We start from the raw sequence: 24,971 nt of genomic DNA on the forward strand, positions 1-24,971 counted from the left end.
AAGTCATGGATTCCCCTTCATTTCCCGCCCCGCCATGCAGTATGATGGCTGTCACTTAGTTCTGCGGTAAGACGGATATACAATGACCATCAGCAAACCTATCCCGACCAATATCATCACCGGCTTTCTGGGCGCCGGAAAAACCACGGCAATCCTGTCTCTCCTGGCACGCAAGCCAGCCGATGAAAAATGGGCCATTCTGATTAATGAATTTGGCAATGTCGGCGTAGACGGCGCAATGCTGGATCAGCAGGGTGCGATCGTGAAAGAGGTACCGGGCGGTTGTATGTGCTGTGTGGCCGGACTGCCGATGTCCGTCGGCATCAATGCCCTGCTGGCACAAAATCCGGACCGCCTGCTGCTGGAACCGACCGGACTGGGCCATCCGAAAGAGATCATCAATAAGCTGACCTCAGACAGTTATGCGAAATATATTGATCTGAAAGCGACCATTACGCTGGTTGACCCAAGACAGTTTTCAGACAATCTCTATACCGACAACCAGAATTTTCAGGACCAGATTGCACTGGCCGATGTCCTGGTCGCCAACAAAATTGATGCCTGCTCAGACTACGATCTGCTGATGTTCGAGCAATACGCGAATGAATGCGAGCCCGCCAAACAGACCCTTGCACAGGTGAAGCAGGGACAGCTGGATTTATCGCTGCTGGAAGTGCCCCGCATTCAACGTCATGCCGCGCACAGCCATCACCATGATCACAGCAGTGACGATGCTGCGCCGCTGCCGGGTCTTGAACTGGCACCGGGCGAAACCTTTGTGCGCAGAGAAAACCACGGACAGGGCTACCACAGCTGCGGCTGGTTCTTCGCCACCGATTTAGTGTTCGACTTCTCACAACTCTTTACCCTGTTTACCAACCTGAACGCACAACGGGTCAAAGCCGTGGTGAACACTGAACGGGGATGTTTTGCATTCAACGTCGTGAATCAGGTAGTCTCAGTGAACGAACTCACACTGGAAGGGTTTGAGTCCCGCATTGAAGTCATCGACAAAGACATCCTGCCCTGGGATGAGCTGGAAGAGATCTTATGCTCTTTGGCTAAAAAAGCCTGATTACTGCTATTGTTAATCAATGATTTGGGATCAACTTGCCACCTGAATTTACGCAAGGAGCAATTATGCTAAACCCATCAACGGCGAAAGCCGTCATCGACCATGCGCTGTTTCTCGGCGCAGATTTCGCCGAACTGTTCGTCGAGCACCACCAGTCGGGCTCTGTCGAGTTCAATGCAGGTGATGTCGATAAAATTAACGGCGGTATCGACTTTGGTATCGGTATCCGTTTGTTCTTCGGTCATAAAGTACTGTACGGCTACACCAACAGTACCGAAGAAGAGGAACTCAAGCGGGTCACCAGCCTGCTGGCGGCCAAAGACAGCCGCGACCAGATTGCTCAGGCTGCCGCACTGAACTTTACCCGACTGGCCGACCGCCATCCGGTGCATCAGCCTTTGTCTCAGGATGCCAATCTGGAAGCAAAAATTGCTTTCCTGCGCGCCACCGACAAAGCAGCCCGTGCAGAAAACGACAAAATCGCTCAGTTCATTGGCCGCATTCTGCAACGCCAACAGCAAATTGAAATTTTCAACTCCAACGGCCTGCACATTGGCGATACCCGCCATTACACCCGAATTGCGGCAACTGCTGTGGCACAAAACGGCAGTGAACAGTCCACCGGTTTCGAAGCACCGGGCGCGCTGACCGGCTGGGAATTCAATACCAGCATTGACCCGACTGGCCTGGGCCAGCAAGTAGCGAAACAAGCGATGATCAAGCTGACGGCAGAGAACTGTCCGTCCGGCGAAATGCCCGTGATCATCGGCAACGGTTTCGGCGGCGTGATTTTCCACGAAGCCTGCGGCCACTTGCTGGAAACAACTTCTGTTGCCAAAAAAGCCTCGGTATTCCATGACCAGATGGGTGAAATGATTGCCAGTCCTGTGGTCAGTGCGGTCGATGACGGCACCATGGAAAATGAGTGGGGCTCCATCAACATTGACGACGAGGGCATGGCCACTCAGCGGACTCAGCTGATCAAAAACGGGAAGCTCACCAGCTTCATGGTGGATCAGATGGGCGCGAAGAAAACCGGCTTTGCGCCGACAGGTTCCGGCCGTCGTGAGTCTTACAAATTCGCGCCGACTTCCCGGATGCGCAATACCTTCATTGAACCGGGCGACAGCAGCCTGGATGAGATGATTGCCAGTGTCGAGAAAGGTATTTTCGCCAAGAAAATGGGCGGCGGTTCAGTCCAGCCGGGAACAGGCGAATTCAACTTCGCGGTGCAGGAAGCTTATCTGATCGAAGACGGCAAAATTACCCGTCCGCTGAAATCAGCCACCCTGATCAGCACCGGTCCGAAAGTCCTGAAAGAGATCAGTATGGTCGGACAGGATTTCGAACTGGCCGCCGGCATGTGCGGCTCGGTCAGTGGCTCGGTTCCGACAACAGTTGGACAGCCGGCGCTGAAAGTAGACAACATTCTGGTGGGAGGTAACTGATGGCGGATCAACAAACCCTGCAACACGCCATGGAACAAGTGCTGGAACTGGCTACAGCAGCCGGTGCAGAAGCGGATGTCCTGGCCAGCAGCAGCCATAACCTGTCGCTGAAAGCCAACAATGGCGAGCTGGACGAGTACAAAGTCACCTCAGGCCAGGTGATCGGCGTTCGCGTCGCCAAAGACGACAAAGTAGCCACCAGCTATTCCGAATCGCTGCATCCGGACAGTCTGAAGCTCATGGTAGAACAGGCGCTGCAAAGTGCTCAGTACACCAAAGCCGACGCACATCAGGGCATTCAGGCGGAAAACAGCCGTCTGACGACCACTCATCCGGAAATTTATCAGCAGGATGATGCGGAGATTGATCAGAAGATTGCTCTGTCACTGTCTCTGGAACAAGGCGTGATCGGCAAAGGTGCGAAAAGTGCGCCCTACAATGGCTTTGGCGAGTCCGACAGCCTGAGTCTGCTGGCAAACACCCGTGGCAGCCTTTGTCAACACAGAGAGCGTTCCACGTACTGCTATACCTATGCGCTGATCGATCAGGACGGCAAACAGGCCATGCATGGCGGTATGTCATCCGGACGCCGTTTTGACGAGCTGGACCCGCAGTACTGCATCAGCCACGGCGTTGAAACCGCGATGGCCCTGTTAGACGGCGGCCCGATTGCAACCGGCAAGTATGCGGTCATCTTTAACCTGAGCGAGCTCAGCAGTTTGTTCGGCGCGTTCGGCATGTGCCTGTCCGGCCAGTCGGCCATGAAAGGCATCAACCCATGGCGTGACTCACGGCATCAGCAGGTGGCCAGCCCGCTCCTCACCGTCAGCGATATGGCTTACATGGAAGGCGGTTCTGCCATCAAAGCGTTCGACAGCGAAGGCTTCGCGACGCAGGACACCATTTTGATTGGTGAAGGCCAGTTGCAAAGCCTGCTGCATAACAGCCATACGGCCAGTTATTTCGGCATTGCCAATACGGCCAACGCCTCCCGTTCTGCGAAAGGTGGTCTGGGTGTGGCGTCGCGTCATCTGGTGATTGCTGAAGGTCAGAGTTCCGAGGCCGAAGTCACCGCAGGTGAATATCTGGAACTGGTCGAGTTGCAGGGCGTTCATTCCGGTGCTGATGCGATCAGCGGCGATTTCTCCTTCGGCGCCAGCGGCTTCCTGTGCCGCGACGGCAAACGCATTCAGCCGGTCCGGGGCATCACCGTTGCCGGAAACTTCTATCAGATGATCAAAGCCATTGATGCGGTCGGGAATCAGCTGGAGAACGATTATGAGCGCGATTTCTTCGCACCGAAAATTCGTTTTAACAGCCTGAGTATCGCCGGAAAATAAATGCGCTTACCGTCCTCAAAAGCGAGCTTCGGCTCGCTTTTTTTGTTTAGGTAAACAATCGATTATCTCACCCGATAGCTGAATCCGGATCGAGCAGATAATACACATTCACGGATGCTGCGCCGAGCTCGGGATCCAGATATCCCTGAACACTTTCGATGGAGTCGGCTTCCCAGACACACTGGCAGCAGTGGTTGTCTTTATCGAGTAATGCCGTCCGGAGATGCAGCCCTTCCGGCGGCTGTCCCAGTGCTGACCCAGCCTTTTGTGAGAACAGCTCGACGTCCGTAATATTGTGTTCCGTCGCGATAAACATGCAAGATTCCTCAGTCAGCTCCTTACCTGAGTATAGGAGCTGAGCATGAGTCTTCCTGTCTGGTCTGTCGTCACTTATGCGCTGGCAGGCTGTTCTTTGCGGGCCTCAATGGCCTCGATGGTTTCGCGGAGCTTTGGAGAAATGCTGGCTTTGGTGTTGTTTTTGAAATCAAACATCACCACCAGTGCAGTCCCGCGCGTGGTCACCGCACCCATTTTTTTACTGAAGATCTCGTATTCCATGGTGAAGCGATCGTCTTCGATCCGGGTGACTTTCGAGCCGACCAGCAGAGTATCCGGGTAAGTGACCGGCAGGCGGTAGCGGGCGCTGGTTTCACCGAGTACAGGTCCGACACCTGTATCTTTCATGTCGTCCATCAAAGCGGCTTCTTTGAAGTAATCCAGTCGAGCGGTCTCGAAATAACGGAAATAAACCACGTTGTTCACATGATTCAGGGCATCCATTTCACCCCAGGCAACAGGAATTTCAGTGATCACCGGGTACTGCTGAAGAATTGCGTCCATCTTGATTCCTCAAGGATAAGGTTAGAGTTTTTAATCTAACCTTTCCGCAACATAACCACAACATCCGGCCTCAGAAATGAGAAGTCAGTGAGTGACGACGCATCGGACGCCGTTCGGGCAACACGCGCAGTATTTACAGAAAATCCATCCCGTAAAGGATTTCGCCGCAGTGACGACATTTGAATTTGTAAACAGCCGGGTTTCCGCCCTTCTCGTACGTACTCAGAATATCCTGCCAGATTTCCGCTTTCAGCAGATGGCGGCTCAAAAACGCCTGCAGGGCCTGTCCGCTGAGCGCTTTCAGTTCCTCGGGTTCAGCAAAGCCATGAAATTCGCAGGCGTCGCCGCAATGATCCAGCCAGACTTCCTGCTGCCAGGACTGATAACCCGGCGTGCGCTGGCAGACCTCGGCGATCACATCGCGGTTCAGGCCCGCGCCGTCCAGCGGAAAGTCATCAGAGTAATACGCTTTAAATGCCTTGGCAGCCGAACCGTCAGCAATACACCAAGGGCACAGCCACTCGATATCACGCTGAGAATAAATACTGCCACTGTACAGGTATCCACGCGCCTCACCACAGCAGTCGCAAACTTTCATGCTTTTCACGACGGCACCGGTTGCCAGTGGATCCGGATGATATGTGAATTTCGGAAGTGTCACTATTTGTATCCTTTGTCAAACCGATGGCTTTGCAGAGCCATTCTCATCGTTTCACACCAAAGCAAACAAGAAACCTTGGCATCAATCCAATGCGGCGAATATGCGACAGAATTTAGCCACACATGAGGGTTCTGACTGAGTGGATGAGAAAATCCGAAGCGTGATCACTTTATCGACAATCGTATCATAATGACCGGGTCCCCTCCGGGTTCGTCCGGCGCACAGCAATCTCCGGGTGGATAAGCTTTCACCAGTTATGACAGGCCTGTGCAAATTTCCGGCTCAAGGCCTGAATTCCCGGTAATTTCATACGGTCTGACTGCTTTTTTCCGGTATCCTTGCCCGCCAATCGATAACGAATGTGCCGGGCTCACAGCCCAGCCAAAGAAAAACGCACTTATGGTTTCAGACAACGCAATTCCCGGGAGAAGCAATATCCGCTTTCCGAAAGGCCGTTTTGCCATGTGGACGGTGTACAGCTTTACCGGCGCCTCAATCTTGGCTTCAATCATTTTTTCGCTCTTGCTGTTTTTATCTATCGACGAGAACCCGGTCATGCAGGTGCTCTTTGGTGGACTGGCGGTCATTTTCGAACTGGGTAAATTCTTTGCCTGGTATGAATTTGGCGAGCGACGCGCCAGACGCAGCTACACCGGTGCGGCCTCTGCTTTTGCTTTCTATTCCGTGCTGGCCGCAATTTCTATCGGCGGCTCCGTGGGGGGTATCCAGAGTGCGACCAATCAGGCACAAAGCCATGTCAGTGTCCAGCAGAGCAAAATCAACGCTTACAACATGCAGATTGAGGCGATCGAAAAACAGATTGCCCTGAATAACGTGGCCGCGCAGAAGTATATCCAGATGGCGCGCATTGCCACCGGGGTCACCCGGATACAGCATGAAAACAGTAAACTCCGCAAACAGCAGCAGGCGCTGGCCATGGAAAGGGACAACCTGCCCGTCGTCAGCCAGGGATCGGTGCTGGGTCTGATTGACGGTCTGGCCAAGACCCTCAGAGTCAGTGCTGAATCCGCGCAGCTTGGACTGGTAATTTTCCTGTCTGTTTTACTGGATTTCTTTGCTGCTTTCTTTGTCGGGCTGATCGGTGAAGAGCTGCGTTTCCGCCAGAACTTCAACCGCAAGCACGCAATTTATGTCTCGGATACAACGGTGCGGCAATCGGACGCCATGCACAATCAAACATCCGATGAAACCCGTTCGACAAACGCCGTGACTGAAAGCTCAGCCAGTCTGGCAACACTTGCGCTGGAAGCAGCCCACGAGGACCAGCAACAGAAAGAACAGACTGAAGCGGTCAGCCTGCAGTCACCTTATGAGCGTGTCGTCGACGCGCTGACATCCAATGCGGTCAGTTGCTCGAAACGCGCCATCATCCGGGCACTCAAGCTGACCGCAGAAGAAGTCGATGCTGTGTTCCACCAGATGATGCAGGAAGGCATGGTCAGCAAGAAGCCAAACCATCACTTCCAGTGGCACGGCGTTCAGGCCGCAACTGAAGAAGCAACATCGGCAAGCTGATCTCTGCTCAGGGGCAGTGGACATCAGGAATCGTGAACACGAAAAAGCGGGAGCAAACCTCCCGCTTTTTTTCGTTCTGAAAACGATACTCAGGGAATCAGCAGGGTGGGTTTAGCTTCAATGGACAACGCAAAGTCAATCTCCCAGCTCATGCCATCCATGTTCAGGCGCCCGTCGGGTACCCCGTCCAGACCCGGTTGGCCAGTGTCAGCCACTTCCCATTGCTGCGTTCGCGGATCGGACACATTACTGAAGTTATCCCCCTGCGAAGCATCATCGAGTGTCATGATGTAATGCTTGTTATTGATCAGGGCTGCACCATAGACCCGGACACTATGGCCCCCTTTCCATTCACCGTTCAGGTCGTACCAACTGAACAGAATCGTGACGGCACGACCTTGCGACAGCTCATTAAAAATCCACTCCCATGTCGGGAAATCGCCTTCTCGCTGTGAGGTCAATCCCCCCATGCTGACCGTTCCATTGTCGCAGTCTGCATTATCGCCCAAAACCATCGAGTTGCTGCCCTGATGACGAAAATGCGCCACATCCAGCGGGCCGGAAACCGGATCGGTCAGATAGCCAAACACGCCGCGGATCAGCCCGCAGAAACTCGTGTAGTCACCACTGTCGAGATCATGCACATTGTCCCTGCGACCATAGCTGTCGATGTTCGCAACCAGACTGTTCTCTGGGTCAGGCGTCCAGATCGTCACATCGCCTGCGGTGCCGATTTTACCGATCCCGCGGATATGTAGCTGAGGCACACGCCAGGCGAGCGGCAGATTGTCATAACGATCTTCCAGATACTGCAGCGCGTTGGCATTGGCGATGGGAATACACTGATTGCGCGCTGAATCCAGATTCGGCTGATCCGCCTGAATGACCTGAACCGGAAAACTCAGATCATCCGGGACTGACGGTGCGGGTAAAACCGGCTGCGGCGGTCTGCCCAGAGACAAGGTATTTGGAATCGACGAGGACACCGGATTGACCCGGCCATCCACGTGCCCGGCACCTTCTGCGTTCACAACGGTCGTACGAACCGGGTACATCTGCGGCGGAAACTGAGCCGCAAACTGCACGATATCTGTGATATTCGGTAACGGCTGCGGCGAGAACAGCACTGTCGCTCTGAGGCGCTGGATCTGCCCTGCCCCATCTGTGCCCGGACGTAAGTCGAAATAGACCGTTGCATCCGCATGTTGATTCACGGCCTGTTGCTTCACGATATGGGTTTGTGAGGCATAGCGATCATTTTTCCGGTGATTGTGCCTGATATCACTTTGATCATTGCTATCCCAGACATCGTGACCGGCCCAACCGTGAGGACGATTCCTCTCGAAATCACCTTTCATCTTGTGCTGTTTTCCCGTTGAGGAGGTGGGGCCCGAGACAAATAAGTTATCGACGGACCAGACGGGCGTGCCAGCACTTGAACCGGAATCCGGATATAAGAACACGTTCACGTAACCGGGACCGACAGGTTTCCCATAGCGATCAGACAATTGTGCCAGCCTCACTCTGAATTGCCCCCAGTCACTCGCGGCGATGGTGCCAATCTCAAGATCAAACGTGACTTGCTCAAAAGCCACCGTCCTTCTGTCCAGCGGGAAGATCTTTGCCCGATCGGCAGAACCAGACACCCGGGCGTCCGTCGCATAGAAATCATCACCGGCATCTGCTGCAGATGTGAGACCCAATCCAAGCATGAGGGTGAAAAACAGAATCGGCATTTTTTTCATCATGATGCACTCACAGATTCAGATACCTGATTGATCAGCGCAGACCAAAACAGGCATGGTCTGACACCTTGTTAAAGATGCAATGTCATGAGTATAGAAATCTGGATACGAAACTTTTCCGGCAAGTGAGACGGCAGACAACACAGCAGAGGTAACCTGCTGAATGACTGCGTATTAAGGTTTTTGAAACAGCGTCTCAAACAGAAATGGCTCATCGAAATGACGCTGGCCGATAAACGCCGTCGCATGATGCCCTGACTGACGCTGAGTCCCCGCAGACGGAATCCCGAATGGCCAGAGATAAAAACGTTCTGCACGGACACTTTCAGGTAGCATCCCCTGCTGATCAAACAGGCTCTGATGATGGTTGCCGGACGCCGGCAGACTGCGGAGTTGCTGATACGACAGAACGGTCAGCGGTCGGGTCGGGTCATCCGAATACGACCAGCGCACATCTTTAATCATATGTTCGCCATGGCTCAAAGTGACGGCCAGTTTTCCGGCTGGTTGTCTGGCAGACTCGCCTGACCAAATTCGCAGGGTCACGGGCCACTCCACCGCATTGTCCAGTGAGGCAAATTTGAGTTGCGGCGCCAGGGCAAAGACCATGTGATAACACCCGCAATGGTGAATACTGTCCAGCAGATAGGGCTGCCCGTCCGGGTCGAGCGTCAACCGGAGTAAGACCCCGTCAAATGGTCCTGCATAAGGATCAAACGACGAGCGTGCCGTCCGGTTCGCAAACCAGAGACTGTAGTTGAGCTGCATCAGCGTCTGGCCATAAAAGCGGGTGTAACTCACGTGAGTATAAACAGACGGTGTCCGGGTAATGATACTTGGCTGGCCCGACGTGACATATTTCACCTGTCCGGGAAAGTCATCCCGGGAACGCGTTTCAACCTGAACCTCCGGCGCATAGTATTGAAGCAGCCGCTGCTGTTGCGCCTCCGTCAAAACCGGCCAGTTCAGAGCAGACTGATTGCCTGCCTGTTCAAACCATTGCCGGATTTGTGTACGGCTCAGCGGAGGCTTTTCATGGACCGCATACCGGATCACATCGCTATCGGCAGGCTGAATAAACTGACTGATTAAATGACGTTTCTGTTTGTCGATGGACGGCCCGGCAACATACCGGCTGATCGGGTACAGACCCAGCACCCGCTGCCAGGTGACGTAGTCTGAGGGGAAATCCGGCGGATTCGAGCTCAGTACAGACCAGAACATCGAATGATACTGGCTGTATCTGACCAGCTGTGCGGCACATGATTCCAGCGCCTGTGCCTGATAACCGGCTTTTTGCGGCAGGTTCTGATATTCAGCCTGTCGCTGCATCTTGGCCTGATGCGCAACGTAAGCCAGCCACTGCTGCTGACTGGCGCGAGAGGTCAGCCCGCTCAGCATTGACAGGCTGAACCGGTCAAAAGCAAGATGCGGAAACCTCGGATCCCACACCAGCTGCGCATCTTGTACCCTCTGCGCCTGAACCGTTCGCTTAAACCCGGTGAGCAAATCAAGACAATGGCTCTGCGATTGCGTATAGATCTGTTTCTGGGCCGGTACTGAATCCGGAACCGGCTCGGGCAAGGAGGTGCACGCAGTGACCAACACCAGAAAAAACGCAGCCAGAAAACGCATGATCGTCCCTTTTCGTGAAGCTCTCTTGAGTATAACGAAGTCGCCTCAGGTTGCCCGGCACAGCAGGCTTTGCTCCCCTGAACTCCGGCAGCGCGCCACAGAACAAGGCACATAAAAAAGCCCGCATCTGGCAGCGGGCTTTCTCATGTCATGTCAAATTGAATTAAGCGTTGTCCGGCACCTGAATCACACCGCGGCGGATCTGATCCAGTTCAATCGATTCAAACAGTGCCTGGAAGTTCCCTTCACCAAAGCCTTCATTCCCTTTACGCTGGATAATCTCAAAGAACACAGGACCAATCACAGTGTCCGTAAAGATTTGCAGCAGAATACCGGTTTCGTCACCATCGATCAGAATCTTCAGATCTTTCAGCTTCGCCAGATCTTCCTGATGACCCGGAATACGCTTGTTGACGCCTTCATAATAGGTGTCAGGTGTATCCATAAACTGCATGCCGTGTTTCTTCAGCTGTGCAACCGTCTCCAGAATGTTGTCCGTGCTCAGGGCAATATGCTGGATACCTTCACCGTTGTATTGATCCAGATACTCTGCGATCTGTGATTTGTCGTCGCTTGATTCATTAATCGGAATCCGAATCTTACCGCACGGCGCTGTCATCGCACGGGACAACAAGCCAGTGACTTTCCCTTTAATGTCAAAGTGACGAATTTCACGGAAGTTCGCAATGCGCTCATAGAAACCCGCCCACAGATCCATGTTGCCTTGCTTCACATTGTGCGTCAGGTGATCCAGGGTATTCAGGCCCGCATCCAGCGTTGCCAGACGCTCTTTGTAGTCCGGATAGTAATCAAAATCGATCTCATAGATATCGTGATCACCATAGCGGTCGACCAGATAAATCAGCGACTCACCAATTCCGTAAATAGCCGGAATGTTCAGCTCCATCGGACCGGCCTGTGCAGGACAGGCTGTTGCGCCGTTTTCAACTGCATGAGCAAGTGCTGCGTTGGAATCTTTCACACGAAATGCCATCGCATTCACGCTGGCACCGTGCACGCCGGCAAAGCCTGCAGCCTGAGAATGCAGCTCACCATTCACAATGAAGTTGATGTCACCCTGACGGTACAGCCAGACTGATTTATGTTTGTGCTTTGCAATTTCTGCAAAACCCATCAGACGGAACAGGTTTTTGAGGTTGGCAATCCCCTCAGGGGTCGGCGCCGTATATTCAACAAACTCAAAGCCGTCCGTGCCCATAGGATTTTTCATCATTTCACTCATCCGTTTATCCTCACATGTTGATTGCTAGGGTCTGTTGACCTGTTCAGCGATTTCTTACCTATAGAATTAGCACTACTGAGGTCCGGTTGAGAAGCCAGATGTAAAACTAAGGTTAACGTGATGTAAAAACCTTTTGTAAACCCTGCTTGCCAACCCAAAACCGCGTCCGGCTTCCCCTCGCAGAGCAGCATTTGAAAAGGCCGTAAAAACCTGAAACATCATGAAATCAAGCCATGTCATAAAATTGAAAAATAGTGTAGAAAGCTTTACATATGCGTATGCGCCGAAAGACTGGCTTAGCTATGGTTATAAGGCTGATGATCTTTCACGGTCATGATTGCAGTGGGTAACCGGGGTTTTCCCTGAACGTGACTGTGCCGTGAACCGATCTCATTTCAATACATCAACACCGAAGGAAAAGGTCAGCGGTCCCCGGGGAGAAGATCGTTATGAACATGAATAAAAGGGACAAACTTCGCTTACCTGAACGGAAAAAAAGCCAGGTCAAACTCAAAAAAGAAAGCGCCATTTATCTGCCGACATATCATTTCTTAAAAGGTGAGTTTCACCACGCCCGTCGTCATGAAACCGGGCTGATCCGGGATGACGACACAGAGTTTCTGCATCAGTACCGTGTGGCTTTGAGACGCTGCCGCGCCATCATTGGTCTGTTAAGCCCGCTGTTTGTCCCTGAACAAAAACTCATGCTGCAAAATGATCTTAAAAACCTGATGCAGAAAACCAATGCTTTGCGGGATCTGGATGTTTATCTGGACAACATGGAGCCCTTTTTTTACGCGTTGGAGCATCAGTATCATCAGGGGCTGACGCTCTTTTTCAATGATCTGCTGGATAAACGCACCCAGGCGTTTCATGACGTCAAAGACTGGCTGAAATCTGACGAATACGAGCAGCAATGTGCGCAAATCGCCGGGCTGATCAATGAGATGGAAAACAACCCGACGCCTGCCGGGAAAAGACTGTGCCTGCCGACAGCACAAAAGCGGATCTGGAAGCGATTCAGTCAAACCCTGTCGTTATGTCAGGCTGTCGGGTACAACCATCCGGACGAACAATTGCATCAGCTCAGAATCTCATGCAAAAAGCTGCGTTATCTGCTGGAGTATTTCGCGCCGCTTTTTCCCGGGAAAGTGATCAAAGAACAAATCAAGCAACTGAAGGCTTTGCAGGAATCTCTGGGGGAGTTCAACGACAGCTCGGTACAAATGACTTTTCTCAGCCAGTATCTGGCACAGCAGAAACCGGAATCAAGACGCCACACTGCGATTTCTCATTTACTGGAATTCAGTGATAAGCAGCATGCAGACCACAAAATCAGTGTGGTTGATCATGTCAGTCAGTACACGTTTGCGACGCATCAGAAAAGTTACGAAAAGCTGTATCAGCCTTAAACACGACGTCCAAAATGCGCGGTCACACACATTTCATTGCTGCATTCTCATTCATCAGTAGAGGCTGAGAACCCAATCACGCTTTATTTTCAGCACTTTGCTAAAGATTAGATATGGCTTACATGGAAGGAAGTGTGTATGAAAAAAACAATCAAAACCATCCCACTGATTCTCTCAGCGCTGTCTGCACTGGCAGTGACGCCACAAGCAATGGCAAATGATCCCCAGAAAGCATTTATGGATGACTGCCTCCAGACCTATCACAATGAATCACTCTGCCTGGGGTATGCCTTGGGGGTCTTTCATACTGTCTCAGCAATACAGTGTAACCAGCATGACTCGCAACCGCTTCATTCGCTGACTCAGTCCGGCCCGGCAGTTCTCACTGAAGGTGCCAAGCGGGTCCGCCTCTCCATTGAAGCAATGCAGCCTGCACTGAACAAAGCCAGCGCTTGCCATCAGATGCCTCAGGGAAGCTCCAGTTAATCAAACCAGTTCGTTTCACCAGTGACCGGCCCAACAACCACATTGCGTCCGGTCACCCATCGTCCCCCGCTTATCCTTTCAGCGCCGCCTGAATATCCGACTCCAGCGCATCAGGTTTAGTGATCGGAGCATAACGTTTGATCGGTTTTCCGTCTCGCCCAATCAGGAACTTCGTGAAATTCCATTTGATCTTTTTCCCGAACAGACCCGGTAGCGTTTCGGTCAGATAAGCATACATCGGATGACGTTGCGGGCCATTCACCTCAATTTTTTCAAACATCGGGAAACCAACGCCGTAATTGAGTTCGCAGAATTCACTGATTTCATCACCGCTTCCCGGCTCCTGCTGACCAAACTGGTTACAGGGAAAGCCAAGAATCACAAGCCCCTGCTCTCTGTACTTCTCGTACAGGGCCTGCAACCCCTGATATTGCGGCGTAAAGCCACATTGACTGGCCGTGTTAACCACCAGCACCACTTTTCCCTCAAAGGCACGCATCGGCTGCGATTCACCCTGCAGTGTATTGGCCGAAAAATCATAAAATGCTGTCATACGCCGCTCTCCTTATTTGTCAAAATTATCATCCGTTTAGCAAACTTTAGCAAACCGCAGCATTTCCCGTATACTGACGGTTATTCCCCAGTATCCCGGAGTTCCTTTGTCTTCCCTCAGCCATTATCTGACTGAAATGGGCGTCCATACCCTGTTCTGTCATCAAGCCGAAACCCATAGTCTGAAAACGCTTCTGGCGCATCTTGATGCAGAATTTGCCCGTATTCAGTCGATGCGGCCAGACAAAAGCGATGCCGATCTGCTGCTCGGACTCATGACAAAAACCCACCTTGCAGCATTAGAACAACTTCAGCAGACCGAAGACAAAAGCGAAGCCATGCAAACGCTTTTTGTTCAGACGCTTGGCGCCGATCATGCCGGACGTTTTACCAATCAGTACCAGACCGACTGCATCCTGGTCACCCGGTTGTGGATGCTGGTTCTCGGCAATCAAAACATGGACTTCAGTTATGTGGCTGAGCATGCAGAATCTACCGCGGCGTTGCTGTTCCCTGAAGAAAAGAACGGGCTGAGCCACAGCCGTGCCGAACAGGTACGACGCCAGTTCATGCAGGCTTATTATCACGGACAATCTGCATCTCAGCTTCCGTCTGAACAAAATCAGGTCAGGCCGTCTGTACCGGGCAAGTTAAAAGCAATTTATCGCTGGCTTCGGCAGGTGTTACGAAGAAAAACCGGATAAATAAATCTTTTCCCCGGACAAAACGACAGTTACAAAAGACAAAAAAGTGAAGATAGAAAGAATAATTGATTTGAAATCAGGTTATTAAAATCAATTTTTTCCCTTTCAGGGAATAATCTGAAATTTTTATCCTTGGATAAGTTTTTGATATTTTATTAATTTAACAATTAGCTATACATAATTTACAAAATAGATCGTTGCGTGTTTTTTAATCATCCCTATAATACCGCCTACGCTTTAACCAAGTATGTTGTTCCTTTATATACTCTCACCACAGGTGTTGCTGCGGACTGGCTTTCAGCCTTTAACCCCTCGCCTCGGGTAGCTTGAGTATATTTATTTCCCCCGCCTGTCATTTATTTGACAGGCGTTTTTTTTGCCCGCTTTTCAGAGCTTTTTTACAGAACAGGATGCAGCTGAACCTGCAGATAATGCGCCAGCCGCTGCTGTAATTTTTCTTTCTCTTCATCCGGCAAAAAACTCGCCCGGATCGCATTGGCACTGAAGGCAGCCATTTCCTCTTTCGTCACCGCAAAAGCATGGACAACCGCCAGGAAATTATCCGTCATGTACCCGCCAAAATAAGCCGGATCGTCCGAATTAATCGTGACGCACAATCCCTGCCGCAGCAAATCCACAATGTTGTGATCCGCCATCCGTTCAAACACCCGGAGTTTAATATTCGACAGCGGGCACACCGTCAGCGGCATCTGACTCTCGGCCAGCGCCTGTACCAGATCTGGGTCCTGACTGCATTGTACCCCATGGTCAATCCGGGAGACCCGCAACATGGATATCGCATCGCGAATATGACTTGCAGGTCCTTCTTCTCCAGCATGGGCGACGGTCAGAAATCCGGCATTAAATGCCTGTTCAAACACCCGGCGAAATTTTTCCGGCGGATGTCCCTGTTCAGAAGAGTCCAGACCGACCCCAATGATGTATTCCTGATAGGACATGGCCTGCGCCAGCGTCTCAAATGCCGCCTCCTCACTGAGATGGCGTAAAAAACACAGAATGAGCCGGCTCGAGATATCCAGTTTCTGTTCCCCGTCGGCCAATGCCCGGGTGATCCCCGCCATCACCGTCTGAAAAGCCACCCCGCGTTCGGTGTGCGTTTGCGGATCAAAAAAGATCTCGGTATGCATGACATGATCCTGCTGACAACGCAGCAGATAAGCCCAGGTCAGATCGTAAAAGTCCTCTTCAGTCTGCAGCACCTGCGCCCCGAGATAATACACATCCAGGAACGATTGCAGGTCGGTAAACTGATAAGCCTTTCTTGCAGCCGCCACACTGTCGTACGGCAACGCAATATGATTTCGTTGTGCCAGCTGAAACATCAGCTCAGGCTCTAATGTCCCTTCGATATGGACATGTAATTCAACTTTCGGCAGGGTTCGGATGAAGCTTTCCATGCATTGACCTCTTCGCGCGACACATAGGTAATTGTTTAAAGTGTAGATTGCGAGAGGGCGGTGTTGGGGAGATTTTCCCTGCTGAGATGTGCAGACAGCAGGGAATGCAGTCAGGGATTATTTCTGTTTTGGCCGGAAAACGTGAATCACAGACTCGTCGTTTTCCAGATATGGGCCTTCCATCAGATCGATGCAGTAAGGAATCGCAGGGAACACAGCATCCAGACATTCACGAATGGATTTCGGCTTACCCGGCAGGTTTACAATCAGGGTATCGTCGCGCAGCCCGGCCGTCTGGCGGGACAGAATCGCCGTCGGCACAAACTTCAGTGATTCAGCACGCATCAGTTCACCAAAGCCCGGCATCATCCGGTCACAGACCGCTTCCGTCGCTTCCGGGGTCACGTCGCGTTTCGCCGGACCGGTACCCCCTGTGGTCACAATCAGACAGCATTCTTCTTCATCAGCCATACGGCTCAGCGTGGATTCAATCACATCACGCTCATCAGGGATCACTTCGTAAACAGGTTCCCAGGGTGACGTCAGATAGTCGTTCAGTGTATCAATGATGGCCTGACCGGAAATATCTTCGTACACGCCAGCACTTGCACGATCACTGACGGTTACAATCCCTATTTTCGCTGTTGTCATTTGTTCTCCTCAGGTTCTCATCAAACCGGCCACATGATGTGGCCGGACTGAGGTCAAGTGTAAGCAATCTTGGCTGAGGGGAAAACCTCTGAGCAACGTTTATGGCAAATCAAACACCAATGCTGTTGCCGGAACTTCACCGGAATTGGATACAATCAACTCAGGTAACTGTTCCGCTTTCAGGCCGTCTCCGGGCTGAAGTGTTTCAGTGCCCGCAGTCAACGTTCCTTTGACCTGATGAATGTAGAATCGTCGCCCGGCCTGCTGTGTTAACGTCAGGGACTCCCCTGCTGGCAGAATCAGCTGACTGAGGCGGGCATCCTGTTTAATCGACAGCGTGCCATTTTCGCCCTCAGGCGTAATCACAGGGGTTAATCCATCCTGCTGCCCGAAATCTTTCTGCTGATAACCCGGCTCACCGCCGAACTGGTTCGGCTGAATCCAGATTTGCAGAAATTTCAGGTCCGCTTCGTGAGACGCATTAAACTCGCTGTGATAGATCCCTTTACCGGCTGACATCAGCTGAAATTCACCGGCAGGCAGGCGTTTGATATTGCCTGCACTGTCTTTGTGGGCGATTTCGCCTTCCAGCACATAACTGATGATTTCCATGTCCTGATGACCGTGGGTATCAAACCCTGCCCCCGGACGCACGGTATCATCGTTAATGACCCGAAGTGCTGAGAACCCCATCTGCTTCGGATCGTAATAATGACCAAAAGAGAACGTATGGCGGCTGTCGAGCCAACCGAAAGATGCTCTTCCGCGGTCTGCAGCACGTCTGATTTCCAGCATGATGTCACTCCTCATTCATGAAGCCTGATAACAGGTTTTCTTTACAACGCGAACTTACTGAAAGCGTTTTGCCAGCAGGCTGTCTGCAGACAGTTTGCCTGCACCTGAGACTGCCAGAGACACAACAATCGCCAGCAGAGACAGGCCGAACTCATAACCACCGTTTGACATAAACAGGCCATTTGGTAAGTGAACACTGACAATTGCAACAACCATGGTGACAGCCAGCACCGCTGCCGCAGGGCGAGTCAGCAGACCCAGCAGGATGAACAGACCACCGAAAAATTCTGCACTGCCGGCCATGAATGCCATCAGCATGCCAGGTTCCAGACCGATAGATGCCATCCACTGCCCCGTGCCTTCCAGACCATAGCCACCAAAAGCTCCGAAAAGTTTCTGGGCACCATGGGCCATGAAGATAATTCCGGCTGGCACACGCAGCGCCAGAGGAGCAAAACTGTCAGCAGAAGTCAGCAGGCGTTTGATCAAAGACATGATAAATTTCCTCAAAATGTTCAGATAAAAGTCGGATACAAGTTCAAAGATTTTGAAAGCACCGTAAAATTCAGTAGCTTTGCTGTTTGACTCGATTGAGAGCAAGTGTAGTTGCTGTGACAGCCAAACAACACAGCCCGGATTTGAGTAAGTAATTCGAATAAATCGAACAAGCGAAGATTGTGCTTACTGATAAAAATAGTTGCAGACAATATCCTGTCTCTGTGACAGACTGCATATCCGGAAAGTTCAATGGAAAATGAAAGACATGGAGTTGTCTCACGTACGTCGTTTCTCTGCACCGATCTGGGCTGTTCTGATCGGCACATTCCTGACCCGCGCTTCTTTTTTCATGGTCTGGCCCTATATGGCTGTCATGCTGCACCGCAATTTCGGGCTCTCTGAAATTGAAATCGGCACCATTATGAGTCTGGCCGCTTTTGGGGGCGCCGTGGTCGCACTCTATGTGGGTTACCTGTCAGATAAGCTCGGCAGGAAAAACCTGCTGATCATCAGCTGCCTGGCGCATGTCGCGACCTTTGTCATTCTGGCTGAGGCCGATCAAAGCTGGCTGTATGCTGCCGGAGCACTCATGGCCGGGATCAGCCGGGCCATGCTCGAACCCCCGGCCCGGGCCATGATTTCAGATTTACTGCCAGAGATTCCTGTGCGGGAGATGGCCCATCAGGTCCGTTATTACTGTATTAACCTGGGTGCGGCCTTTGGACCACTGCTCGGTTTACAGCTCGGCTTTACCGGCGTGCAGTCTTCGTTTTATCTGGTCGCGCTGGGATATCTGATCTACTGCGGCTGCTTTATCATTGCCTTCTGGCAAATCCGCAATACACCGCAGCCGCCCAAGAACAGTCAGAACTTCGGTGAAACCCTGCAGGTTCTGGCAAAAGATAAAGCGTTCATGATCCTGATTCTGGCCAACACTCTGGTGATGTATGCCTACCTGCATCAGGAAACCTCACTGGTTCAGTATCTGAACGCGCTGGGGGATCGGGTGGTTGACCTGTACACGCAGATGATCACGGTCAATGCCGGTGTCATTGTCCTGCTGCAATTTCCCGTGCTGAAACTCCTGAGCCGCTGGTCGTTATATCAGCGGGTTTATCTGGGGGTGTCGCTGTTTGCTGTCGCATTTGTCATGTATGCCATGTTCCCGTTAGATTCACCGGACTGGAGCTGGCTGGCCGCAACTTTTGTGCTGAGCGTCGGAGAAGTGATTCTGTTTCCGACCTTCAATCTGCTGATTGACCGTGCCGCTCCGGATCATCTGCGGGGGGCCTATTTTGGGGCCGGTAACCTGACCTCCATTGGTGTCAGTCTGTCTCCTCTGGCTGGGGGCATCATCCTGTCCTGGTATGGCGGCCCGGCACTGTTCCTGTCGACCGCTTTTGTACTGGTCATTGCTGGTTACCTGTACATCTGCTCATCGCGTTATCAGCGACAGCAAGTTGAAGAAGCTGAAGCGGTTTAAGCGCTTCAGCCACACGCCCTTCCTTCACTTCACCCACACCTGTTTGGCATTCACAAACTCGTGAATGCCATGCGGGCCTAGTTCACGGCCATAGCCTGAACGTTTGATGCCGCCACTGGGCAGGCGGGGATCGGTTTTAACAATCCCGTTCACCGCCACCTGACCGGCGTGCAGTTCCCGGATAAACCGCTGGGCCTGAGCCGGATTCGTCGTCCACACGCTGGCCCCGAGTCCGTATGCCGTATCATTGGCCAGAAACAATGCATGATCCGCATCATTGGCTTTGATCAGCGCCATCACTGGACCAAATGTTTCTTCCTGAAAGACGGTCATCTCAGGCGTCACATCTGCCAGCAGAGTCACCGGATAAAAGTAGCCCATGCCGACATCCGGCTGCCCGCCCATCAGACAACGCGCTCCGGCAGCAACGCTTTCTTCCACCTGCCGGTGCAGATTCTGGCGCAAATCTTCCCGTGCAAGCGGCCCAACATCAGTCTCGGGTGAAACCGGGTCACCCACTCTGAGCAGAGTCAGCCGCCTTTCCACTAACTGAATGAAGATTTCATACACCGGCGCTTCAACGATAATCCGCTTCGCTGCAATGCAGGACTGGCCCGCATTGATGATCCGGGAAAGGGTGGCAATATCTGCGGCGGTTTCCAGATCTGCATCTGCAAGCACCACGCAAGGATCCGATCCCCCCAGTTCCAGCACAGCCGGTTTAATCAGACTCGCAGCCAGTGAAGCAACTGTGGCGCCGGAGCGATCGGAACCGGTAAAGGAAACCGCTGCAATATCGGGGTGAGCGATCGCCTGCCCGACCAAATCATTCTCAACCGGGAGGTTGATCATGATATTGTCCGGCGCTCCTGCCAGCGAAAACATCTCTGCAATCGCCCGGGCACAGCCCGGTACGTGCGGATCATGCTTCATCACACAGGTATTGCCTGCCATCAGTGCCGGAGCCAGAAACCGGAACGCCAGCCACACAGGTGCGTTCCACGGCAAAATGCCGAGCACAGTGCCCAATGGCTGGTAGCACACATAACTGTGTGACGCTTCCGTCTTGATATTCTGATCCGCCAGATAGGCTTCCGCATGTTCCGCATAATGCTCCGCACACCAGGCAGCCTTTTCCACTTCCGGCCCGGCTTCTTTCACCGGTTTTCCCATTTCCTGAGTCATCAAAGCACCAAGCCGAGCCTGATGTTCTCTCAGCTGCCCGGCAACCCGCCGAAGCACTTCAGCCCGTTCATCAAAAGATAAACGCTGCCAGTCCGCCTGTGCCGCAGTGGCCGCGGAGATACACTGCGCCATCTCATCAGCATTCAGTGTGGGATATTCTTCAATCAGTGTGCCATTGGCCGGATTGATTGCTTTCAGTAACATGGTGCGCCCCTCCTCATGCTATCCGTTCGCCTGCTGGTGTTTGCCTTTGCGGGCTTTGTCGATCGACGTGGCTTTCTCTGCAGATACAGTTGCCGACGGCCCTTCCAGCCCTGACGCTTTGCCCTGATCCGGCCGTATAGTGAAATCTTTGGGCAAACTGAAAAAGGACTCGCACCCATCGGCCGTGATGTAAATGGTGTCCGAGATCCCGCAAGTTTTATCGCCATCCACGCCCCACATCCAGGGAATAATATGAAAAGTCATGCCTTCTTCCAGCACCGTAGACACCCCCTGCTTCAGGCTGACAATGTAGCCCTCATCCCAGCTGGGTGGGAAAGCAATCCCGATTGAATAACCGGACCGGGTGATCAGCCGGGCACCCACGTCATTCTGGGAAATGATATTCCGGATCAGATTATCCGCATCCGAGACGGTCATACCGGGCTGGATGTAATCATTCAGCGAATGCAGCGCCTGCTTCATCAGCTCCTGAGCCTTGAACATCGAATCCGTCAGCTCTCCCAGAACGACCGTGCGCATCATGGCGGTGTGATAGCGGCGATAGCAACCGGCAACTTCGAGAAAGACATGCTCACCGGGTTTGACTACCCTGCCTTCCCAGGTCGCATGACCAATCATGGTTCGCGGACCGGAAGTCACATAAGGCATCACAGCCGGTGCTTCCCCGCCGGCTTTGAACATAGCCGCACTGATGGCCGCACCAATTTCATTCTCCGTCACGCCAGACCGGCAGGCCTCAATCCCGGCTTTCATCCCGGCTTGAGTGGCAACGGCTGCTTTGCGCATCAGCTCAATTTCGACTGGTGATTTACAAATCCGCCCCTGCTCAACAATGCCGAAGCAGTCCAGCAATTTGGCTTCGGTCAGGGTGGTATGAATCGTATCCTGGTGGTACGCCGGGAAAAAATAGCTGTTCCGTTCATAGCCAATGCGTTTTCGCGACAGCCCGAATTCACGCAGCGCATCCACCAGCATCTGAATGGCATCCCCGGTATCCGGATAGGGCCGGGTGCGCTCGATCCAGGTCCGGGCGAACACATTCGACTCTTCCATCGCCCGGGTGATCATGAAAGGCTCATCTTCCAGCGGCACCACCAGTGCCTGAAAAAAAGAATATCCGGTGGTCTGGTAATCCGTGAGGTACATGATGTTTTCCGGATCGGTAATCACCACCGCATCCAGATGGCGCTGCGCAATCCGCAGACGAAGCTCACTCAGGCGACGTTCATATTCCTCAAAAGGGAACGTCATATCATCGCGTTTTTTCATGCCGCCTCCTGCAGAACGTCTTGTGTCACAGCCACCAGAATCGCCAGCCCGGCCTTGAGATCAGCCTCTGGTGTCGTCAACGGCGGGATCAGCTTAATCACCCGCCCCCCGCTGCCGCAGGCGGAGACCAGCAATCCGGCATCAAAACAGCGGCTGACAATGGTTTTTGCCCTTTCGCCGTTCCCGACATCCACACCGTACAACATGCCTTTGCCGCGGATCTCAATGGTTTCATAAGCCCCCAGCGATCCGAGTACAGACTGCATGATGGCTTCTTTCTCTTTCACTTCCGCCATCAGGTAACTGTCTTCGAAATAGCTCAGGGCTTCACTGCCGGCCACAAAAGACAGACACTGGCCACGGAAAGTCCCGGTGTGTTCACCCGGTGACCAGTGCCGGTCATAATCAGGTTTCACCAGATTCATCGCAATCGGCGTACCCAGTCCGCCTAAGCCTTTCGCCAGACAGATGATATCCGGTTCGATGCCGTAATCATCAAAGCTGAAGAAGGAACCGGTCCGCCCCATCCCCGCCTGAATATCATCCACAATCAGCAGCGCACCGACCGACTTCGCCAGTGACGCCAAAGCCCGAAGCCAGGTTTTGTCGGCAATATTCACCCCGCCTTCTGCCTGCACCGTCTCAACCAGAAAGGCAGCTGGTGCTGTTACCCCGCTTGACCCGTCCCGGTAACTTTCTTCCAGCAGTTTTAATGCCTGCATGGCGGTATCGGCCGTTGCCCCTTCCGCCCCGAATGCGGTATGCGAGACATGTGTCAGCGGAATACCGGCCGCCCCCCTGAAATACTGATTGGCAGTACATGCCAGTGAGCCGAGCGTCATGCCATGGAAACCATGATGAAAAGCCACAATGTCATGCCGTCCCGTGGCACGCCGGGCCAGCTTCAGGGCCGCTTCAACCGCATTGGTGCCGGTAGGGCCCATAAACTGCATCTTGTGTGACATCTGGCGCGGTTCAAGAATGATCCGGGAAAATCGTTCCATGAAATGACGCTTGGCGCGGGTATGCATGTCCAGGCTGTGAGTCACGCCGTTTCGCTGCAAATATTCAATGACCGCCTGTTTCATCCGTTCATTGTTATGACCAAAGTTCAGCACGCCAGCCCCGGCGAAAAAGTCGATATATTCTTTGCCGTTTTCATCTGTCTGCCTGGCATTGCTGGCCGTGTCAAACACGGCAGGGTAGACCCGGCAGTATGCCCGGATTTCGGATTCGCGCTGTTCAAAAATGCTCATCGTACATCTCCTTGTGCGGTCAGATTGTCTGGAGTGAAATCTCTGATGTGAAGAGGGCTGTTGCGCTCCGCCAATTGCTCAGCCAGCGTTCAACAGCCCTTGAACTTTTTTTACCTCTCTTACTCTGTGTAGTCCGGTAATGGCGCCCCCGCAAGCCGGGCGTACCATCGAACCACTTTTTCGAGTAACCGATCATTAAAATCGTAGTGCGGACTGTGACAGGGATACTGATGCGTCCTTTCGCCGTCATCCGCACCGATCAGGGCGAATGCGCCCGGCAGCTGTTGCAGGTAATAACTGAAATCTTCCGACGCCATCACCGGCAGGGAAATGGCGTGATCAAGCTGCTGCTCTGCATCCGCCAGCCAGGCCCGACGGGCTTTTTCAGCCTGTTTCGCATGATTGATAGTCGCACTGTAGCGCGGCTGGATTACCACTTCACAGGTCACGCCGTAGCTCAGAGCCGTATGATGGCAGATTTCTTCAATCAGCTGATTGATCCGGGTTTTCGTGTCGTCATCCGGCACGCGGATACTGCCACTCAGCACGGCCTGCTGCGGAATCACGGTCAGCCCACTGGCAGCTTCGATTGACGTGACACTCACCACAGCAGCATGCTGCGGGAGCAGACGACGACTGATGATCTGCTGCAGATTCAGTGTTATCGCTGAAGCTGCCAGCACAGGATCAGCACAGAGCTCCGGCTGGCTGGCATGCCCCCCCTTGCCTTTCACCGTCACCGAAAAAGTCCCGTTGCCGCACATCACCAGGTGATCCGGACAAATCATTTTTCCGAACGGGATGGCTGGCCAGTTATGCCAGCCATAAACTTCATCAACACCGTCCAGCGCGCCATCGGCAATCATTTCCCGGGCACCATGCCCGCCTTCCTCTGCGGGCTGAAACAGCAAAGTGACCGGCCCTTTCAGTTGATCTTCATGCGCTTTCAGCCAGGCCGCAGTCGCCATCAGAGCCGCGGTGTGACCGTCATGACCACAGGCATGCATACAGCCCTGATGCCGGGAAGCCCAGCTTCGGCCGCTGTCTTCTTCAATCGGCAGCGCATCAATGTCGCCCCGCAGCGCAAGATGGCAGCCATCCGGGTGAAGCGACGGAAAATGCGCAACCGTGCCGGTTTTCGCACAAGGGCGCCAGTCAATGCCCAGCGCCGTCAGCCGGTCCCGGATCGCTGCGGCCGTCTGATGTTCCTGCCACCCCAGTTCGGGATGACGATGTAATTCCTGCCTGAAGGATTTCGCCGCAGACAGATTTTTTTGCCAAAAATCGGACATAACACTACCTGATCATCCATAAGCCAGACCGGAACAACCCTGCAGCGGCAGATTTACACACGCAACCCAACGCTTTTATTGATAATTTTCCGGCACTTAACTGCAAGCCTAGCCATGATGGCAGCAGTTCTCAACTTTCGTTTGATTTTCCACCCGCCGACCCAGATGAATTTCACGCTCGGGCAAATACAGCACGCCATCCGGCACAAAATCGTGATAACG

The 24,971-nt window shown here is 52.9% G+C and carries 23 protein-coding genes; 8 read left to right on the forward strand and 15 right to left on the reverse strand.

Annotated elements, in window-relative coordinates; all coding sequences use genetic code 11:
• Positions 1–82 precede the first annotated feature (82 nt).
• The 3 genes from SPK40_RS09645 (at position 83) to SPK40_RS09655 (ending at position 3,863) form a co-directional block, all read left to right on the forward strand.
• Positions 83–1,075 (forward strand): CobW family GTP-binding protein, encoded by a 993-nt coding sequence (locus SPK40_RS09645; protein WP_330960303.1) that lies wholly within the window; start codon positions 83–85, stop codon positions 1,073–1,075.
• Between the two features lie 65 nt (positions 1,076–1,140).
• Positions 1,141–2,523, forward strand: coding sequence for a TldD/PmbA family protein (locus tag SPK40_RS09650; protein WP_330960304.1), 1,383 nt, complete (start codon positions 1,141–1,143; stop codon positions 2,521–2,523).
• The gene (locus SPK40_RS09655; protein ID WP_330960305.1) at positions 2,523–3,863 is read left to right on the forward strand and encodes a TldD/PmbA family protein; all 1,341 of its coding nucleotides are present in this window, start codon (positions 2,523–2,525) and stop codon (positions 3,861–3,863) included. Before SPK40_RS09650 ends, SPK40_RS09655 begins: the two co-directional genes overlap by 1 nt.
• 67 nt (positions 3,864–3,930) lie before the next feature.
• Here the strand turns inward: SPK40_RS09655 and SPK40_RS09660 are convergent, their stop codons facing one another.
• The 3 genes from SPK40_RS09660 to SPK40_RS09670 form a co-directional block, all read right to left on the reverse strand.
• On the reverse strand, positions 3,931–4,179 hold the full coding sequence (locus tag SPK40_RS09660; protein ID WP_248141948.1) for a hypothetical protein: 249 nt from the start codon (positions 4,177–4,179) through the stop codon (positions 3,931–3,933).
• Positions 4,180–4,253: 74 nt separating this feature from the next.
• Positions 4,254–4,703 carry an acyl-CoA thioesterase gene (locus SPK40_RS09665; RefSeq protein ID WP_330960306.1) on the reverse strand — a complete coding sequence of 150 codons (450 nt, stop codon included), beginning with the start codon at positions 4,701–4,703 and terminating at the stop codon, positions 4,254–4,256.
• 133 nt (positions 4,704–4,836) lie between these two features.
• Complete coding sequence (locus SPK40_RS09670) at positions 4,837–5,364, reverse strand: CbrC family protein (RefSeq protein ID WP_248141946.1); 528 nt, start codon at positions 5,362–5,364, stop codon at positions 4,837–4,839.
• A gap of 462 nt (positions 5,365–5,826) precedes the next feature.
• On the opposite strand from SPK40_RS09670, the gene SPK40_RS09675 reads away from it, so the two are divergent.
• The gene (locus SPK40_RS09675) at positions 5,827–6,900 is read left to right on the forward strand and encodes a Preprotein translocase subunit SecY (protein ID WP_330960377.1); all 1,074 of its coding nucleotides are present in this window, start codon (positions 5,827–5,829) and stop codon (positions 6,898–6,900) included.
• An 89-nt stretch (positions 6,901–6,989) separates the two neighbouring features.
• On the opposite strand, the gene SPK40_RS09680 is transcribed toward SPK40_RS09675, so the two are convergent.
• The 3 genes from SPK40_RS09680 to hppD form a co-directional block, all read right to left on the reverse strand.
• Positions 6,990–8,648 carry a hypothetical protein gene (locus SPK40_RS09680; RefSeq protein WP_330960307.1) on the reverse strand — a complete coding sequence of 553 codons (1,659 nt, stop codon included), beginning with the start codon at positions 8,646–8,648 and terminating at the stop codon, positions 6,990–6,992.
• 171 nt (positions 8,649–8,819) lie between these two features.
• Positions 8,820–10,280 (reverse strand): hypothetical protein, encoded by a 1,461-nt coding sequence (locus SPK40_RS09685; protein WP_330960308.1) that lies wholly within the window; start codon positions 10,278–10,280, stop codon positions 8,820–8,822.
• 163 nt (positions 10,281–10,443) lie between these two features.
• Positions 10,444–11,514 carry a 4-hydroxyphenylpyruvate dioxygenase gene (gene hppD, locus SPK40_RS09690; protein WP_371929416.1) on the reverse strand — a complete coding sequence of 357 codons (1,071 nt, stop codon included), beginning with the start codon at positions 11,512–11,514 and terminating at the stop codon, positions 10,444–10,446.
• A gap of 458 nt (positions 11,515–11,972) precedes the next feature.
• On the opposite strand from hppD, the gene SPK40_RS09695 reads away from it, so the two are divergent.
• A complete protein-coding gene (locus SPK40_RS09695; RefSeq protein WP_330960309.1) occupies positions 11,973–12,935 on the forward strand; it encodes a CHAD domain-containing protein in 963 nt (320 codons plus the stop codon).
• Between the two features lie 138 nt (positions 12,936–13,073).
• Entirely contained in the window at positions 13,074–13,421 is a 348-nt protein-coding gene (locus SPK40_RS09700) for a hypothetical protein (protein ID WP_330960310.1), read from the forward strand.
• Positions 13,422–13,491: 70 nt separating this feature from the next.
• Here SPK40_RS09700 and SPK40_RS09705 read toward each other — a convergent pair whose 3' ends face one another.
• On the reverse strand, positions 13,492–13,974 hold the full coding sequence (locus SPK40_RS09705; protein WP_248141939.1) for a glutathione peroxidase: 483 nt from the start codon (positions 13,972–13,974) through the stop codon (positions 13,492–13,494).
• A 106-nt stretch (positions 13,975–14,080) separates the two neighbouring features.
• Here SPK40_RS09705 and SPK40_RS09710 point away from each other — a divergent pair, with 106 nt between their 5' ends.
• Positions 14,081–14,677, forward strand: coding sequence for a hypothetical protein (locus SPK40_RS09710; RefSeq protein WP_330960311.1), 597 nt, complete (start codon positions 14,081–14,083; stop codon positions 14,675–14,677).
• 398 nt (positions 14,678–15,075) lie between these two features.
• Here the strand turns inward: SPK40_RS09710 and SPK40_RS09715 are convergent, their stop codons facing one another.
• The 4 genes from SPK40_RS09715 to SPK40_RS09730 form a co-directional block, all read right to left on the reverse strand.
• Positions 15,076–16,095: an adenosine deaminase gene (locus SPK40_RS09715; protein WP_330960312.1), complete on the reverse strand. Its 1,020-nt coding sequence runs from the start codon at positions 16,093–16,095 to the stop codon at positions 15,076–15,078.
• 117 nt (positions 16,096–16,212) lie between these two features.
• Positions 16,213–16,746 (reverse strand): molybdopterin adenylyltransferase, encoded by a 534-nt coding sequence (mog, locus tag SPK40_RS09720; protein ID WP_330960313.1) that lies wholly within the window; start codon positions 16,744–16,746, stop codon positions 16,213–16,215.
• 99 nt (positions 16,747–16,845) lie between these two features.
• A complete protein-coding gene (locus SPK40_RS09725; protein WP_248141934.1) occupies positions 16,846–17,541 on the reverse strand; it encodes a pirin family protein in 696 nt (231 codons plus the stop codon).
• A gap of 54 nt (positions 17,542–17,595) precedes the next feature.
• The gene (locus tag SPK40_RS09730) at positions 17,596–18,036 is read right to left on the reverse strand and encodes a DoxX family protein (RefSeq protein ID WP_371929417.1); all 441 of its coding nucleotides are present in this window, start codon (positions 18,034–18,036) and stop codon (positions 17,596–17,598) included.
• Positions 18,037–18,304: 268 nt separating this feature from the next.
• On the opposite strand from SPK40_RS09730, the gene SPK40_RS09735 reads away from it, so the two are divergent.
• Positions 18,305–19,522, forward strand: coding sequence for an MDR family MFS transporter (locus SPK40_RS09735; RefSeq protein ID WP_330960314.1), 1,218 nt, complete (start codon positions 18,305–18,307; stop codon positions 19,520–19,522).
• A gap of 24 nt (positions 19,523–19,546) precedes the next feature.
• On the opposite strand, the gene SPK40_RS09740 is transcribed toward SPK40_RS09735, so the two are convergent.
• From SPK40_RS09740 to doeB2, 4 genes are all read right to left on the reverse strand, one after another.
• A complete protein-coding gene (locus SPK40_RS09740; protein ID WP_330960315.1) occupies positions 19,547–20,911 on the reverse strand; it encodes an NAD-dependent succinate-semialdehyde dehydrogenase in 1,365 nt (454 codons plus the stop codon).
• A gap of 18 nt (positions 20,912–20,929) precedes the next feature.
• Complete coding sequence (doeA, locus tag SPK40_RS09745; protein ID WP_330960316.1) at positions 20,930–22,201, reverse strand: ectoine hydrolase; 1,272 nt, start codon at positions 22,199–22,201, stop codon at positions 20,930–20,932.
• Positions 22,198–23,457 (reverse strand): aspartate aminotransferase family protein, encoded by a 1,260-nt coding sequence (locus SPK40_RS09750; RefSeq protein WP_330960317.1) that lies wholly within the window; start codon positions 23,455–23,457, stop codon positions 22,198–22,200. Before SPK40_RS09750 ends, doeA begins: the two co-directional genes overlap by 4 nt.
• Positions 23,458–23,576: 119 nt before the next feature.
• Positions 23,577–24,749, reverse strand: coding sequence for a N(2)-acetyl-L-2,4-diaminobutanoate deacetylase DoeB2 (gene doeB2, locus SPK40_RS09755; RefSeq protein WP_330960318.1), 1,173 nt, complete (start codon positions 24,747–24,749; stop codon positions 23,577–23,579).
• Positions 24,750–24,971: the final 222 nt, after the last annotated feature.

Origin of the sequence: Photobacterium sp. 53610 (assembly GCF_036409375.1) — a bacterium.
Taxonomy (GTDB): Bacteria; Pseudomonadota; Gammaproteobacteria; order Enterobacterales; family Vibrionaceae; genus Photobacterium.

Coding starts and splice junctions, on each gene's coding strand:
- SPK40_RS09645 (WP_330960303.1), top strand. CDS start 83: ATGACCATCAGCAAACCTATCCCGACCAATATCATCACCGGCTTTCTG.
- SPK40_RS09650 (WP_330960304.1), top strand. CDS start 1,141: ATGCTAAACCCATCAACGGCGAAAGCCGTCATCGACCATGCGCTGTTT.
- SPK40_RS09655 (WP_330960305.1), top strand. CDS start 2,523: ATGGCGGATCAACAAACCCTGCAACACGCCATGGAACAAGTGCTGGAA.
- SPK40_RS09660 (WP_248141948.1), bottom strand. CDS start 4,179: ATGTTTATCGCGACGGAACACAATATTACGGACGTCGAGCTGTTCTCA.
- SPK40_RS09665 (WP_330960306.1), bottom strand. CDS start 4,703: ATGGACGCAATTCTTCAGCAGTACCCGGTGATCACTGAAATTCCTGTT.
- SPK40_RS09675 (WP_330960377.1), top strand. CDS start 5,827: ATGTGGACGGTGTACAGCTTTACCGGCGCCTCAATCTTGGCTTCAATC.
- SPK40_RS09680 (WP_330960307.1), bottom strand. CDS start 8,648: ATGATGAAAAAAATGCCGATTCTGTTTTTCACCCTCATGCTTGGATTG.
- SPK40_RS09685 (WP_330960308.1), bottom strand. CDS start 10,280: ATGCGTTTTCTGGCTGCGTTTTTTCTGGTGTTGGTCACTGCGTGCACC.
- hppD (WP_371929416.1), bottom strand. CDS start 11,514: ATGATGAAAAATCCTATGGGCACGGACGGCTTTGAGTTTGTTGAATAT.
- SPK40_RS09695 (WP_330960309.1), top strand. CDS start 11,973: ATGAACATGAATAAAAGGGACAAACTTCGCTTACCTGAACGGAAAAAA.
- SPK40_RS09700 (WP_330960310.1), top strand. CDS start 13,074: ATGAAAAAAACAATCAAAACCATCCCACTGATTCTCTCAGCGCTGTCT.
- SPK40_RS09705 (WP_248141939.1), bottom strand. CDS start 13,974: ATGACAGCATTTTATGATTTTTCGGCCAATACACTGCAGGGTGAATCG.
- SPK40_RS09715 (WP_330960312.1), bottom strand. CDS start 16,095: ATGGAAAGCTTCATCCGAACCCTGCCGAAAGTTGAATTACATGTCCAT.
- mog (WP_330960313.1), bottom strand. CDS start 16,746: ATGACAACAGCGAAAATAGGGATTGTAACCGTCAGTGATCGTGCAAGT.
- SPK40_RS09725 (WP_248141934.1), bottom strand. CDS start 17,541: ATGCTGGAAATCAGACGTGCTGCAGACCGCGGAAGAGCATCTTTCGGT.
- SPK40_RS09730 (WP_371929417.1), bottom strand. CDS start 18,036: ATGTCTTTGATCAAACGCCTGCTGACTTCTGCTGACAGTTTTGCTCCT.
- SPK40_RS09735 (WP_330960314.1), top strand. CDS start 18,305: ATGGAGTTGTCTCACGTACGTCGTTTCTCTGCACCGATCTGGGCTGTT.
- SPK40_RS09740 (WP_330960315.1), bottom strand. CDS start 20,911: ATGTTACTGAAAGCAATCAATCCGGCCAATGGCACACTGATTGAAGAA.
- doeA (WP_330960316.1), bottom strand. CDS start 22,201: ATGAAAAAACGCGATGATATGACGTTCCCTTTTGAGGAATATGAACGT.
- SPK40_RS09750 (WP_330960317.1), bottom strand. CDS start 23,457: ATGAGCATTTTTGAACAGCGCGAATCCGAAATCCGGGCATACTGCCGG.
- doeB2 (WP_330960318.1), bottom strand. CDS start 24,749: ATGTCCGATTTTTGGCAAAAAAATCTGTCTGCGGCGAAATCCTTCAGG.